This is a genomic window from Sodalis sp. RH19, from assembly GCF_047324215.1.
Classification (GTDB): Bacteria; Pseudomonadota; Gammaproteobacteria; order Enterobacterales; family Enterobacteriaceae; genus Acerihabitans.
The window spans coordinates 5656595-5671448 of sequence record NZ_CP178734.1 but is presented as its reverse complement, the minus strand read 5'-3'; the positions used below and the strand labels follow the sequence as shown (position 1 = coordinate 5671448).

Here is a 14854-nt window from a genome sequence, read left to right as displayed (position 1 = left end):
GGGCTGCGCCGGCGAGCATTCCCGGGACGCCCGCCGGCTACCGCGTGCGCCGGCAAGCCTGCCGGCGGCCTACCCCTTTAACAGCAATTCCCGCAGGCCGCTGCGCCGCTCGGTCGGCGTGGCGATGGCCTGGCTTATCACCTCGTCGTTGGCATAGACCGACAGCCGCTCGCGGGCGCGGGTAATGGCCGTATAGACCAGCTCGCGGGTTAGCACCGGCAGAAACTGGTTGGGCAGCACCAGCGCCGTATGGATAAACTCCGACCCCTGGGATTTATGCACCGTCATGGCAAAAGCGGTTTCATGATCGGGCAGACGGCTTAACGGCACCGCCTTGATGGTGCCGTCAGGCAGCGGGAAGCAGACCCGCAGCGCCGACTGCGCATCCGGCAGCATAATACCGATATCGCCGTTATACAGTCCAAGGGACGGCGCATTGCGGGTGATCATCAGCGGCCGTCCCGCATACCCCCTGCCGGCGGCATCCGCCTGGCGCTTAATCAACCCCGCCTGGGCCAGCGCCTGTTCAATCCGCGCGTTAAGGCCGGCGACGCCGAAAGGCCCTTCGCGCAGCGCGCACAGCAGGCGGTAGCGGTCAAATGCCGCTAACACCGCGCCTGCCCCGGCGCCGTCCCGCACCAGCCGCAGGTAATCACGATAGCCCGCCACGCACCCGTCGAGCAGGCGCAGATAGTTTTCGCCGTCGCGCACCGGCGCGTAGGCCACGTCCTCATCACGCCCGGCTTTCAGCAACGCCAGCGCCCCCCGGCCATCGCCGTTGTTAACGGTATTGGCCAGACGGCCGATGCCGGATCCCGCGTCAAAGCGGTAGCTTTTACGCAGCAGGCACAGGCTGTCCCCCGTCTGGTGTCCCGCCACGGGCGTGCCCGCCGGCACCTCGCAGCCGGTAAGCCGCCGCAGCTGCGCATTACGCCCGGGACTATAGCCGTTCTCCGCCAGAAAGCAGATGTCACCCAGCACCGCCCCCGCTTCCACCGACGCCAGTTGGCAACGATCGCCTAAAAAAACCACCCGCGCCTGCGGCGGCAGCGCGGCGATCAGGCTGGCCATCATCGGCAGATCGACCATCGAGGCTTCGTCGACAATCAGGATATCCACATGCAGCGGATTATCCTGATGGTAACGCATGCGCTGGCTGTTGGGCTGCGCGCCCAGCAGCCGGTGCAGCGTCACGGCTTCCGCGGGGAACAGCCGCCGCTGCCGTTCGTCAAGGCCGAGCGCCGCCAGCGCCGCGCCAAGGGACTCGCTCAGGCGCGCCGCCGCTTTCCCGGTGGGCGCCGCCAGTTGGATACGCAGACGGGCATCGCCGCCCAGCACCACCATGGCGGCCAGCATTTTCGCCACCGTCGAGGTTTTACCGGTGCCCGGGCCGCCGGAAATCAGCGCCACCGGATGGGTGATAGCCACCGCCGCCGCCACTTTTTGCCAGTCCACCGCATCGGCGCCGGCCGGGAAAAACCGGTCCAGCACCCGCCTGATAAGCGCTTCATCCCCAGCGGGCATGGGCCGGATGGCGTTAAAAAAATGCGCGACCCGCCGTTCATTTTGCCACATGCGCTGCAAATACAACCGGCCCTGATCTAATACCAGGGGGGTGGGCCTGGAACCGTCGCTGACCGCCGGCGACGCGTTCAGCAAACGCGGCCACTCGTCCGGCGAGGGCTTGCCGGCAAGGCGCCAGGCATGCTCGGCCAGCTGCGGATGCCGGCCGTTGAACAGGCCGCCGGGCTGCAATAGCGTCAACGGCAGGCAAACATGTCCGGCGCCGGCGTCGGCGCTCAGGCAAGCGCAAGCCAGCAGCAGGGCCGGCTCATCCGCGCTCGCCAGCATGCGGGCAAACTGGATATCCAGCGGCCGCCAAAGCCGCAGTAATTGCGCCTGCTCGATCACAACGTCCATTAAATCGCCTTATCCTCGCTGGTGACCGCCGCGCCCTGGCTGAATAATGTATCCAGCCCGTCAATCAGGGCCGGTTCAGGGCGGCAGTAAAATATGCCGTTGCCGGGATTATCGGCCGCGACGCCGCGCAGGAACAGATAAAAGACTCCGCCAAAATGGCGGCGATAATCATAATCCGCCAGGCGATGGCGCAGGTAACGGTGCAACGCCAGGGTATAAAGCTGGTATTGCAGATCGTAGCGATGCTCCGCCATGGCCTGCGCCATCGCCTCGGGCGTATAGGCGGCATCGTCTTCGCCCAGCCAGTTGGATTTGTAGTCCAGCAGGTAATAACGGTCCTGCCAGCAAAATACCAGGTCGATAAACCCCTTCAGCATTCCCCGCACCTGGGGAAAATCCAGCGGCGGGCAGCGCGCGGACAACGGATCGTAGCGTTTGCACAGCATATCCAGCGCGCCGGCGGTCACCGTGGCGTCGATCGGCAGATAGAACTGCAGCTCCGCCTGTTTCCGCCCCGGCGCCAGTCGGGAGAGCGTAATGCCGGAGGCGCCGAGCGGCGCGTTTAATACCCGGTCCATCCACTGCCCGATAACCGGTCGCCAAATGTCGCTGATGCCGTTTTGCGCCAGTTGCCCACTGAGCCAATCCTCATCAAGCGGCCGGGTAAAATCGAGCGATTCAAACAGGGCGTGCAGGAAGGTGCCGGGGGAGGCGCCGCGCGCAAAGGTATGGGGCGACAGCTCGGGTTCGGCGTCCTGACGGCGTTCGCCCACCGCGTCGACGTCCAGCCGGGGCAGCAGTTCCATCAGCCCCGGTCCGCCGCCGTGCTGTTGCAGGCCGGAATAGCTGGTGACGCGCCAATTGTCCTGCGCGCGCGGCTGAAAGCGCCGGGCGGCGAGGCTATGCCGCGCCGTCACGGCCGGTTGCCAGGGGTGCCCCTGCGGCTGGGTAATCACGTCCAGGGCGATATCCGCTGCGCACAGTTGCTCAAGCCGCGCCCGCAGGACGGCGCCGCCGCCGGGCTCGCCCTGCTGTATCAGGTAGCCCAACGCGCTTTGATGCACATCGGTATCGCCGTTTTTGGCACGGGTGCCGCGAAACAGCGGCGCGATACCGATGCAACATTGATAAATGGAACGGGTCAGCGCCACGTACAGCAGGCGCAGGTCTTCCGCCAACCGCTCTTCCTCCGCGAGCGCGAGGCTCTCCTCGGAGGCCGCCAGATCCAGCCAGGCCTGGAAATCACTGCGGTCATGGAACAAGGGGCGCTTTTGCAGCCGGAAATCGGCGACAAACGGCAGGAATACCAGGGGAAATTCCAATCCCTTGGACTTATGCACCGTGGTGATCTTCACCAGATGGCGGTCGCTTTCCAGCCTCAGCTGCTGGTTATCGGCCTGGGTGTTGGGCTGTTCAATCTGCAACGCCAGCCAGCGCACCAGCGCGTGTTCGTTATCCAGCTGCGCCGAGGCTTCCTGCAGCAGTTCGGCCAGATGCAGCAGATCGGTCAGCCTGCGTTCGCCATTAACGCTGGCCAGTAGGTTCTCCGCTATCTGATGGGCAATCATCACCTGGCGCAGCATCGGCAGCACACCGCGTTGCCGCCACAGCTGGCGATACCCGGCGAACTCATCCACCAGCGCGTCCCAGGCCTGGCCGTTGTGGTTGACGGCATCGATATCCTGGGCGTCTAGCCCCATCAGGCTGGTGGCCAGGGCGCAGCGCAGGGCGTTATCCTGGCCCGGGATCAGGATTGCCTGCAACAACCACAGCAGCTCGCGCGCCTCCGGCGTTTCATAAACGCTGTCACGATTGGACAGGTAAACCGCGGGGATCGACAATGCGCTTAACGCGTCGCGCACCAGGGAGGCTTCATTACGGTTACGCACCAGCACCGTCATGTCCGAGGCCTGCAGCGCCTCGCGTCCCTTGCGGCCGTTAAGCCAGGCGCGCCCGTCCCGGCCGGCGGTCAGCAGGTCGCTGATGGCGGCGGCGCACTGGCGCGCCATTAAATGTTGGTACTCACTTACACCGGTTCCGTCCCCCGCCAGCAGCCAGACCCGCAGCGCCGGCTGCGGCGCCTGGTCGACCATCAGCGATAGCGCGTCGTTTTCCGGGGCGGCGGCGACCGGCAAAAAGGGAATTTGCGCAAAAATAAAGGGGTTTGCGAGCGATTGGAACAGGCGGTTCACCGCGCCGATCATGGGCGGCGAGGAGCGCCAGTTGGTGCCGAGAGTATAGTGGGCGCTAACTTCGCTGCGGGCGCGCATATAGGTAAAAATATCCGCGCCGCGAAAAGCATAAATCGCCTGTTTGGGATCGCCAATCAATACCAGCCCGCAGGCCGGCTGCCCGCCATAGAGGCGGCGGAAAATGCGGTATTGCTGGGGGTCGGTATCCTGGAATTCGTCAATCATCGCCACCGGATAGCGCGCGCGCACCGACTGCGCCAGGGCGTCACCGCCCTCGCCCCGCAGCGCCTCGTCAAAACGGCTAAGCAGATCGTCAAAGCCCAGTTCACCGCGCCGGCGCTTTTCGAGTTGCAGCGCGAGGCGCATTTCATCCAGCGCCAGCACAAAAATCAGCTCGCGCAGCGTCAACGCCTCCTGGAAAAACCGGTCGATTTCGTCGAACAGGGCATGTTCGGGCGGGCTGCCCTTGATGGTTTTGGCGCGCAGTACCGATTGGCGGAAGCGTTCAAGCTCTTTTGGCACCGCATAATCATCGGTTGGCGCGGCGGCCCAGGCTGACATTTTATCCAGCCACACAGGCAGGTTCTTGCTGCTGTATGAGCGCTTATCGACGCCTGAGTCGCCCACCAGGGCCGGCAACAAACCGGCGGATTGGCGCCATGACCGCTTAAGGGCGTCGATGCGGGCGATAATGCGCTCATGCCGCGCCAGGATGGACTCGGTTTTATCCGGCGGATTGCGCACCACCGGCGCCTCGCCCTGCATATAAGGCAGCAATTCAGCCAACAGTTTTTCCGGACCGTCCCATTCCTGGTGTATGGCCTGGGCGATGGCGTAAGGCAGCGGGTAGCAATGGCGGCGCCAAAAGTCGGCGCAGACCTGGCGTCTGAGCGCCGATTCGTCTTCCACCAGGGTTTGCTGGAACAACATACCCGACTCAACGGTATTCTGGCCGAGCATGCGCTGGCAAAAGCCATGAATGGTATAAATCGCCGCTTCATCCATCTGCCGTTCGGCCGCCAGCAGTAAACGGGCGGCATGCTCCGTATCGGCGACCTGGGCCAGCAGTTCCTGAAACAGGTCGTCCTTGCCGGGTTCACTCAGGGCAGGACCACGCACGCAGGCCAGCCGCAGGCGGTGGATATTCTCCCGGATGCGTCCCCGCAGTTCCTCGGTGGCCGCCTCGGTAAAGGTCACCACCAGGATTTCTTCCACGCTGAGCGGGCGCTGATAAGCCGCCTGCTGGCCCAGCCCCAGCAGCAGGCGGAGATAAAGCGCCGCCAGCGTGTAGGTTTTCCCGGTACCCGCCGACGCCTCGATAAGGCTTGCGCCCTGCAACGGCAACGTCAGCGGATTAAGTATCTGCGCGGTCAAGGATGCTGTTTTCCTCTATTGATGAGCAAGTACGGGTAACGTCCTTTGCAGCGCCGAGGCGTTGGGATAAAGCTGCCAGCCCGCGGGCGCGGCATATTCCGCCGGAGCGTGGCCGTCGCCGCTGCCGCCAATCTGGGATAATAGCGCCAGCCCGGTCGGCGCAATTACCGCCTGATGGAAAAAATCAGCCAGCTGCGCGAGCGTCATCTGCCGCAGCGCCGCCACTACTTTAGCACGGGTATCGAAAGACAGGTTATCGCGCTCGATGTCATCGGTATATTGTCCCACTTCTTCGGCCAGCGTCTGCGGCTGCTGTAGCAATTGGCTGATAATGCCTTGCTTATACTGCTCGAAATCCGCGGGCGCCATAGCGCGCAGCCGCCGTTCCGCCTCGGGGAAAAACGCCTGGTAGCGCTGGTAAAGGTATGCGGGCTGCCGGGTGCCGCTTTGCAGCACAAAACCGATCCCGCCCTGGTCGCCGACAAATACCGGCACCATAAAAATCGCATATCCCAACTGTTCCTGGGTGCGCAGCTGCTGGTAGAACCAGGACTCCACGATTTGCGCCAGCATATAGCTATTAGCCATGCCCTGTATCCGGTCATAGCCGGCGGGGACATACGCCGCGGACAGCGCCGCATCAGAACTGCCGCCCTGTTTTTGCATCACGGCCAGCTGCGGCCGGGTAATCTGCACTTTGTCGGCGCGCCGCCACTGCGTGCCCGTCCAACCTATCTGTTTCTTCAGCTGTGCCGACAGTTCGGTGGCCTGCTGCGGCGTCATATTGCCCACCACCAGCATATCCAGCGCGGTGGGCTTGAACAGGGTTTCGCGGTAATCAATCACATCCTGTACCGTCATGCCGTCAATCAGGGCGCGCCGCTCATCCCGTTCCACATACGGCAGGGCCGACAACACTTTGACCGGGATCATCGCCTGCGCGTACGGCTTCTCTTTTTCCGTGCCGTCCAGCTGCTGGCGATACCAGCTTTTGGCCTGTAACAGCTGATCAACCGTCGGCGTAAAGGTGGCGTAACGCTCCACCAGGCTTAATACCAGTTGCGACAGGCGCTGGGTATACCCCGAGGCTTTAATGGTCAACCCGTCGTTTTCATAGGTGGAAAAGCTGATGCCGCCCACATAGGCCTGATTGCTGAGCTCGGCCAGATCCTGGCTGGCGATATAGTCGTTCAGGGAATAAAGCACCTGATTGCGGGCGGAAGCCATGACGGCGGGATTACGGAAATTGAGGGTGATATCCGCCCGCGGCACGTCGGCGAAATACCGGCTGGGCATATAACGCAGCCGCAGTCCCGGTTCGTCGATCAGCAGTTGCGGATAGGCCGGCGCCGCGGTGGCTTTGATTAATGAAAAATCGCTGGCGATATAGGGATTGAGCGCCGGCAGCGACAGCTGGATATGAGGCTGGGTCTGGCGCCATAACGTCAGCCGTTGCGCCGGGATTTTATCTACCTGGTAAGGCGCGTTGACAAAATAAGCGCTTTTGTTATGCGGCTCGTCCGGACTGATAAACCAGATGCGGGCCTTGTCCGGCGTCATGCCGTCCAGGCGCGCGGCGATGGCCTTGGGATCGTAGCGGTCCGCCACATAGGCGGAATCGAGCACGTGCTGTACCGGCACCCGCAGCATGGAGTCCACCAGCCATTCGATATAATCCATATTGCGGGTAATCACCGGGTAGCGGAAATCCTGTTCCAGCACATGGGCGATCTCATCGAAATATTGCCTCTGTATCCCTTGTTCGCGCAGGGTCTTCAGGTAACTGAAGATTGCCGCCACCACTTCATCCCGTTGCCTGAGCCCTTTATCGCTCAGGGACGTGGCGATGGCGAACACCCCGCCGTTGCGATCGACCATGGGATCGGCGCCCGCGTCTATGGCATCCGCCAGTCCCTGTTTCTGCAACCAGTCAGCCAGGGTGTTCGGACTGCGGTTGCCAATCAGGTAACTGATATAAGTATCGGTTTTACTGCGAAAAGCCTGGCTGTTATTGGTGATGGGAAACTCGATGCGCAGCATTTTCTGCGGCTGCACCGGCTGGTAGTGGATCAGGACGCCGGTTTGCTTTTTTGTCACCGCCGGTGCGGTAATCTTGGGCACCGTGGCGTGGCGGTTGGCCACGCGTCCGTAGGTGGCGGCCGCGATCCGCGCCAATTCGGGCAACGGCTGGTTGCCGTAGATCACCGCCACCATCAGGTTGGCGGAGTAATAACGATGATAAAACGCCTTCAGCGCCTGGTGCAGGTTGCTGCCCGGCTTATCGCGCAGGGTGTCGAGGTTGCCGCCGGAAAAACGCGAGCCGGGATGGGCGGGATTCATGGTTTCGGCGCGGATTTGCGCCATGCGCAAGCCGTCATTGGCGCGGGCCATGGTGAGTTCGGCATCGACCGCATGACGTTCTTTGTCGGCGTTGCCGGGATCGAGCAACGGCTCGGCGATGGCGTCCGCCAGGCGATCGATGGCTGGCTCCAGGGCGTTATTTTCCACCTCGAGGTAAAATGCGGTGCGGTAGGAGGCGGTGCTGGCGTTATGATCGCCGCCGTGCTTTTTCAGGAATTCCGCCAGGTTTTCCGGCTGTGGGTATTTTTTCGACCCCATCAGGATCATATGTTCAAGATAGTGGGCCAGGCCCAACTGGTCATCCGGGTTCTCAAGCGATCCCACCGGCACCGCGATGGCGGACAGCGACTTCACCGCCTGCTTATCGCTGACCAGCAATACCGTCATGCCGTTGGCCAGCCTGACGGCCTGGTACTGGCGTATGTCCTTGCTGCTCTTGCGGATGGTCTCCTTTATCGGCTGCCAGCCGGCGACATCCGCTACGGCAGGCGCAATGCCCAAACAACACAACACAGCACAACTGAACAATCCCACAACCAATCTACGCATTCCACTCTCCAACAACCCTGAAGGGCCGGCCATGGCCTCTTCGCTTATTTCGCGATGTATTTGCCGGCTATCGCCGGTGTTGTTAGCTTAACGTGCTTTTTTTCCCCCGTCGTGCCTTTTCGGCTTCCGCCAGATTGAGGCTGAACGGCGCCAGCAGGTAAGTTTGCGCCGCCTGGATAATCGCCTCGACATGCGGCGCGTTGAGTTGCCGCATCAGCCGCTGCAGGTAGGGGTCTTGTCCCTCGCCGGGCGTGTAGCCGTCCCCTTGCCAGGCCTGCATCAGCTTATCGCGCGCCTGGAGCTGGCAGGATTCCCCCCAGTCAATGGCGCCCGTACCGTGGTCGTAGCTTTGTGCCAGCCATGCGCCGCCGGCGCGGTGTAATAATAGCAGCGGCGTGCTCATGCCCTGGCCATACCCCGTCACCAGCGTCAGTAAAAACGCTTTCGCCTGCTCCGGCGCCAACGCGGCAAAACGCCACTGGCCCTTGGTGCCATACATGCGGCTCTCCCCGCCGCCGCCCATGGCGCACCATGCCAGATGCTCCAGCCACAGCGCCATGCCGTCTTTCATCGATAAAACGCCCGGACGCCAGCGCAGCAAGCCGTCGCTCTGCGTCTGGGGCAGCCAGCCGCTCAGTTCGGCGTCGCCCAGCATCAGGCTTATCTCGATGCTTTGCGCCCCATCACGGCGTTGTTCGCGCACCGTTTCAGCCAGCAGGGCCATTTCATCGCGCTGTTTGGCCCAATACAGTTCGCCGAATGCGCCGTAGGGCAGGTATCCGGCCGCCCTGAAGGTACGGTAAAGCCGGTCGGGATCTTCCCCGGCGATAAGCGTATTAAGCAGTTGGTCGTTAAGCTGGTAGCGGTCCAGGCCTTCGACGACAAACGGCTCGTCGGCGGACAGCTCGGTTTCTTCCAGGCGGAAATAGACGCCCAGGCGCTGCTGGAAATAGGCGCGCACCGGGTGGCCGTAAAACCGTTTCAGCACGTCAAACGCCAGCAGGGTAACCGGCTGCGGGTCCAGCGGACGGGTAAACTCGGGATGGGGCTTGCCGCCCGCGCTGGCGGCGGGCAGCCACTCCGCGGCAAAACTTTGCTGTTCGGTATCCTTGATAAAATTCTCGGCGGCAAACGGCATGCGGCTGTGCCACTGGCACAGATGCGCGCTGACCCGGGCGGCGCTGGTGTCCACATCCACCGCCTCATCCCCCGGCAGGTAAAAACTCTGCGCGACATACTCGATCAATTCGCTGACCAGCACCGACGGATAGCGTTGACTGTTATCCTGGATAGAACGGCCGATAAAACTGATGTAAAAACGCTGCTGGGCCGACAGCAATGCTTCCAGGAACAGGTAGCGGTCATCGTCGCGGCGGCTGCGGTCGCCCCGTCTCGCCTGGCCGGCCATTAAATCGAACCCCAGCGGCGGCAGCGAACGCGGATAGACGCCGTCGTTCATGCCCAGCAGGCACACAACCTTGAAAGGGATGGATCGCATGGGCATCAGCGTGCAAAAATTAATCGTGCCCGCCAGGAAGCGCTGGCTGACGCGCTGCTGATCCAGCCGGGCGGATAATTCGTCGCGCAGCAGCGTGATCGACAAGGGTTCGTCATAGGCAGCCTGCAGGCCGAATTGCAGGATCTCCTGCCATTGGGTTTCCAGCAGGGCCAGCGCGGCTTCGGTCTCGCTGTCCGGCAGGAAAAAGTCCGCCGCCAGTTCCCGGCAACAGGGCAGCCATCCGGCCAGGTCGCGCGGTTCCCGCAGGATGTCCCGCCAGCGCCTGAGCTGCGCCAGCAATTCCGCCAGATGGCCCACCAGTTCCGCAATCAGCCCGCTTGATTCGTCGTAAGGCAGAATACCGCGCCAGTCCCCGCTATGGCTGTCCATGGCGTACCCCAGCAGCATGCGCGTCAGTCCGAATTGCCAGGTATGCTGGCCGGTGGCGGGCAGCATCAGCTCGCGGATATTATCGTCGTCCAGGCCCCAGCGGATGCCCGACTCGGCGACCCATTGCCGCAGCAACTTCTGCCCGTCCTCGTTAATCGAAAAACGCGCCGCCACCGCCGGCACCTCAAGCAGCGCCAGCACCTGTTCGGCGGCGAAGCGGCTTTGCGGCAGCTCCAGCAAGGACAAAAACGCCGGCAGCGCCGGATGGATATGGCGCGCGCGCCGGTCGGAAATGGCAAACGGCAGATAGCGCCCGCTGCCGGCATGACCGAATACCGCCTGGATCGCGGGCGTATAACGATCGATATCCGCCACCATGACGATAATGTCGCGGGGCGACAGGCCGGGATCGTCGCCGATCATCGCCAGCAGCCGATCGTGCAGCACTTCCACCTCGCGCTGCGGACTGTGGCAGACATGCAGGCTGAGGGAACGATCGGAGGGCTGCAGCAGCCGTTTTGTCCGGCTGTTCTCCAGCGTCTCGCGGGTCATGCCGACCACGGCATGATCTTCCAGTTCCAGTATGTCGCGCTGCAGGGTGGATAGCAGGCCGTCGTCCGGCGGGTCGACAAAGGCGTCCACTTCCTGGACGCCCTCCAGCTGGGCCAGCAGATACAGGTTATCGCGGCCCAGTTTACCCCAGGAAGCCAGCAGAGGATTGCCGACCTGCTGTTCTCCCGCGTCGTTGAACAGCGCCCCGGCCTCCGCCGGCCGGCGGAAAAGGCCCTGTTCCCGTGGCTCCTGGTAATGGGTGCGTTTGCGGTTTTGCAACTTGGCCAGGAAGGCGTAATCGCGGATATCGCCCCAATAATAGCGGCAAGGGTTGGTGAAAAGCAGATGAATGTCGATATGGCACCCCAGCGCCTGCAACGCCTGTAGATAGGTGGGGGGCAAGGCGGAAATGCCGCAGATAAATACGCGTTCGGGCAGGCCCGGCGGACATTCGGCCGCCTCTTCCAGCGTCTGGATAAACCGCGTGTAGAGGTTGGCGCGATGCCAGGGAGATTGCCCGGCCCGGTCGGTGAACGCCACCAGTTCCCGCCACAGGGGGGCTTGCCAGGACTGGGCATCGCCCAGGTCCGGCACCGGCTCTGCGCGCTGCCAGCGCTCCAGCCAGTCCGGCCTGAAGACCAGGTATTGATCGAAAAGATCCGCGATACGGGCGGCAAACTGGAAACATTTACGCCGGTCGCCGTCATCCTTAAGGTACTGGCAGATCACCTCGAACCCGGGCTGCTGGCACAGCTTTGGCAGCAATGCCATCAGTTTCCAGGTCATGGCATCCTTGGAGAACGCGCTCTCCTGCGGGATATCCGGCAGTACGCGGGTGAACATTTGCCAGATAAAGCTTGCCGGCAAGGGAAATTCGATATTGGCGGAAATGCCGAACCGCGCCGCCAGCGCCATCTGCATCCATTGGGCCATGCCGGAGCTTTGCACCAGGATCACCTCCGGCTGGAACGGATCGCGCAGCGGACGCCCCTCGATCAGCGCGGCGGCCAGCGCTTTAAGCAAATCCAGCTGGTTTGAATGGTACACCGTAAACATGCCGCCCCCTTTCGCCTGACCCAACGGGTGTTACTCATGCCGACACTCTAGCGGTATTCGCGCTGAAAACAAGCGTTGATCACCCGCCATCGACGGTATCACCCCCACGTCGCTTCGCATCCACGGGCAAACAAAACCATTCGCACAGCGTTGCCCGTTGCCCGCGCGCGGTTGCGACCCCGGCACTGACCCGCGTACAGCCGCCGGCCAGCGGCTGTACGACGATATCGAGCCGCCAACCGGCGGGCAGGTCCATGCTGTCAGCCAGCCTGTCCCGCAGGCTTGGCAGGCGATATCCTTCCAACGCCTGGTGGCTGAGCGTCAACGCCTGGCGGTACTGGCGCACATCCTCCTGCCGGTTCGCCAGCCGCTGCAGATAGTGCAGCATAAACAGCGCCACCAGCGAAAACAACAGTACCGCCATTAATGCTTCCGGCATGCCATGCCCCCGCTGATGATAGCTTTTCATTACACCTCGCAAAGGATTCAGCCCGGGTGGTAGTCCAGCCAGCCCGCGGGCAGCGGCGTCAGACGCCATGATGTTGCGCCGTCCCCCAACTGCCCCGCAGGGCGCATCGCCACCACGCGGTACAGATACACCGGTTCGGCTACACCATCGCCGTGGCCGCGCAGTATCCATCTGCCGCCCGCCCCCGCCAGCAGGCAGGCCTGGAAATTTCCGCCCGGCGGCCGCAGGCATTGCCCGTCCTCCCCCCGCCAGCACTGGCCGGTTCCCCACGACAGCGCGGATTCGGCCTGATGAAAAGCGCTCAGGTAATGCTGTTCATCGGCAATCAACGCCAGGGAAGCATCCATAAAACGCTGCCACGCCGCCAGAGCCGCCATGCCGGTAAACAATACGGCCAGCAGCGCCGCCAGGGAACCGCCGCCCCGCTGCGATTGAGTATTCATCCATTACGCCCGACAACGATCCGGCTGGTCCGATACCCGCCGCCGGGACGATCGCTTTGCACGCCATGCAGCGTGATCCGCCATGCATGGGCCGCCACCGGTTCAAACCTGAGCCTTGTTATCCGCACCTGCCGGGGATCGTGCATATTGGCCCAGCCCGCCTCGTCGCAATGCCTGACGCCGCGCTGGGTTTCCAAGGCGCCGCGATGCAAACGGTAGCCGAAGGTATCGTTGACGACGCGGCCTCCCGCCGTTCTGGCCCCGGTCGGATAAAAGGCGTAACTGACGATCAGGCAGGAATTTTTACGCTCGCCGCGTCGCTGCCCCAGCACGACGCCGGACCGTGCGCAGGGCGGCCGGCAATGACCGGCGCGGCGCAAATCTTTTTCCATGGCCAGCAGGCTGTAATCAATCTGCCGAACCAGCCTGGCCTGTTGCATGCCGCCGTGGCTGAGGCGATGCAATAGCGGCAACAGCCGCAGGCCGGCCAGCAGCAGCAGGGACACCACCGCCAGGGCGCCCAGGGTTTCCGCCAGGCCCGCCCCCCGCTGCGCCCGGTTTAGCACGGCCCGATCCCCGCCCAGCGGCCGTGCTCGCTGCACACCCTGACCCGCCCCTTGCCAGACAGGATAACCCTGATCCTGCCCGCCGGGTTGCTGAGCGTCAGGTGGGCCGGCGTGGCGGTATTGCGCAGTCCCGCCAGGGTAAGGTAGCCGGGCGTGGAAATTTCCAGCCGGATACTCCCGGCGGACGCCTGCCGCCGCAAGGTCATTGCCGGCGCCGGCATAGGGCGCGCCTGCGCGTCCCCACGCGCCTCCAGCGACCAGTCCAGGCCGGTTCGCACCCTGATGCGATAATGATGATTGCCCCAGGCGGCCCGGCACTGTAAACGCTGCATGAAATCCGCTATCTGGCGCGCCGCGTGTTCGAGCTGGGATTTATGCTGGTAATGCCGCCAGACAAACGTGCCCGACAGCGCCAGCATCGCCGTCAAGGCCAGCACCAGCATCATTTCAATCAGGGTATAGCCCCGCTGTGACAGGTTGGGAATTTTCATGCACCGCAGGATAGCGGCTATCCATCCCGCCGCGCTACCGGGTAAGACGCAAAGTGCGACGGGCTGTCGCAGGGATTTAGGGGAGAGGTGCAAACAGACAAAATATTGCGGGGAGCATAACAAAACTATGGCGCCCCACGGCGCGGCAGGCCCGTTAACCTCCCGTGCAAAGCAGACGTGTTAACGGGCGCGCAATATCAGATTGCCACAGGCGCCTTGATTGGCGGATACGGGTCGTAACCCTGGATATCAAAATCCTCAAAACGGTAGTCGAACAGCGACGCGGGCTTACGCTTGATCACCAGGCGCGGCAGTTCACGCGGCGCGCGCGTCAGCTGCAGGTCGGCCTGCTCCAGATGATTGCTGTACAGATGGGTATCGCCGCCGGTCCAGACAAAATCCCCCACCCGCAGGTCGCACTGCTGCGCCACCATATGCACCAGCAGCGCGTAGCTGGCGATATTAAACGGCAGGCCGAGGAAAATATCGCATGAGCGCTGGTAAAGCTGGCAGGACAGCGTACCGTCCGCGACATAAAACTGGAACAAGGCATGGCAAGGCGCCAGCGCCATCTGATCCAGCTCGCCCACATTCCAGGCGGAAACGATAATGCGCCGTGAGTCGGGGTCCTGGCGCAACTGCTCGATCACCCGGCTCAGCTGATCGATCCGGCGGCCGTCCGCCGCGCCCCAGGCGCGCCATTGCTTACCGTACACCGGGCCGAGATTGCCGTCCTTATCCGCCCACTCGTCCCAAATGGACACGTTGTGCTCGTGCAGATAATCCACCTGGGTATCGCCGTTGAGAAACCACAGCAGCTCATAAATGATCGAGCGCAGGTGGCAGCGTTTGGTGGTGACCAGCGGAAAACCCTGCTGCAGGTTAAAGCGCATCTGATGGCCGAAAATCGATAAGGTGCCGGTGCCGGTGCGATCGGCTTTCGGCGTGCCTTGATGCCGAACCAGGCGCATCAGTTCCAAATACTGTTTCATG

General features: G+C 62.7%; 9 protein-coding genes. All 9 read right to left on the bottom strand.

Annotated features, from left to right (window positions below):
* Window positions 1–69 precede the first annotated feature (69 nt).
* A complete protein-coding gene (gene recD, locus ACL2XF_RS25585; RefSeq protein ID WP_413727746.1) occupies window positions 70–1920 on the bottom strand; it encodes an exodeoxyribonuclease V subunit alpha in 1851 nt (616 codons plus the stop codon).
* Window positions 1920–5486: an exodeoxyribonuclease V subunit beta gene (gene recB, locus ACL2XF_RS25580; RefSeq protein WP_413727745.1), complete on the bottom strand. Its 3567-nt coding sequence runs from the start codon at window positions 5484–5486 to the stop codon at window positions 1920–1922. Before recB ends, recD begins: the two co-directional genes overlap by 1 nt.
* 15 nt (window positions 5487–5501) lie before the next feature.
* Window positions 5502–8396, bottom strand: a complete 2895-nt coding sequence (gene ptrA, locus ACL2XF_RS25575) for a pitrilysin (protein ID WP_413727744.1) — start codon at window positions 8394–8396, stop codon at window positions 5502–5504.
* A gap of 82 nt (window positions 8397–8478) precedes the next feature.
* Window positions 8479–11892, bottom strand: a complete 3414-nt coding sequence (gene recC / locus ACL2XF_RS25570) for an exodeoxyribonuclease V subunit gamma (protein ID WP_413727743.1) — start codon at window positions 11890–11892, stop codon at window positions 8479–8481.
* A gap of 79 nt (window positions 11893–11971) precedes the next feature.
* Entirely contained in the window at window positions 11972–12331 is a 360-nt protein-coding gene (locus tag ACL2XF_RS25565; protein WP_410013685.1) for a prepilin-type N-terminal cleavage/methylation domain-containing protein, read from the bottom strand.
* 47 nt (window positions 12332–12378) lie between these two features.
* Complete coding sequence (locus tag ACL2XF_RS25560; protein ID WP_413721343.1) at window positions 12379–12804, bottom strand: DUF2509 family protein; 426 nt, start codon at window positions 12802–12804, stop codon at window positions 12379–12381.
* On the bottom strand, window positions 12801–13406 hold the full coding sequence (locus ACL2XF_RS25555) for a prepilin peptidase-dependent protein (RefSeq protein WP_413727742.1): 606 nt from the start codon (window positions 13404–13406) through the stop codon (window positions 12801–12803). The genes ACL2XF_RS25560 and ACL2XF_RS25555 overlap by 4 nt, the downstream gene beginning before the upstream one ends.
* Window positions 13364–13861 carry a prepilin-type N-terminal cleavage/methylation domain-containing protein gene (locus ACL2XF_RS25550; protein ID WP_410013682.1) on the bottom strand — a complete coding sequence of 166 codons (498 nt, stop codon included), beginning with the start codon at window positions 13859–13861 and terminating at the stop codon, window positions 13364–13366. The genes ACL2XF_RS25555 and ACL2XF_RS25550 overlap by 43 nt, the downstream gene beginning before the upstream one ends.
* Before the next feature lie 197 nt (window positions 13862–14058).
* Entirely contained in the window at window positions 14059–14853 is a 795-nt protein-coding gene (thyA, locus tag ACL2XF_RS25545; RefSeq protein ID WP_410013681.1) for a thymidylate synthase, read from the bottom strand.
* Window position 14854 lies beyond the last annotated feature (1 nt).

Excerpts from the sequence above, each read along its gene's own strand:
- recD (WP_413727746.1), bottom strand. The coding sequence starts at position 1,920 with ATGGACGTTGTGATCGAGCAGGCGCAATTACTGCGGCTTTGGCGGCCG.
- ptrA (WP_413727744.1), bottom strand. The coding sequence starts at position 8,396 with ATGCGTAGATTGGTTGTGGGATTGTTCAGTTGTGCTGTGTTGTGTTGT.
- recC (WP_413727743.1), bottom strand. The coding sequence starts at position 11,892 with ATGTTTACGGTGTACCATTCAAACCAGCTGGATTTGCTTAAAGCGCTG.
- ACL2XF_RS25565 (WP_410013685.1), bottom strand. The coding sequence starts at position 12,331 with ATGCCGGAAGCATTAATGGCGGTACTGTTGTTTTCGCTGGTGGCGCTG.
- ACL2XF_RS25560 (WP_413721343.1), bottom strand. The coding sequence starts at position 12,804 with ATGAATACTCAATCGCAGCGGGGCGGCGGTTCCCTGGCGGCGCTGCTG.
- ACL2XF_RS25550 (WP_410013682.1), bottom strand. The coding sequence starts at position 13,861 with ATGAAAATTCCCAACCTGTCACAGCGGGGCTATACCCTGATTGAAATG.
- thyA (WP_410013681.1), bottom strand. The coding sequence starts at position 14,853 with ATGAAACAGTATTTGGAACTGATGCGCCTGGTTCGGCATCAAGGCACG.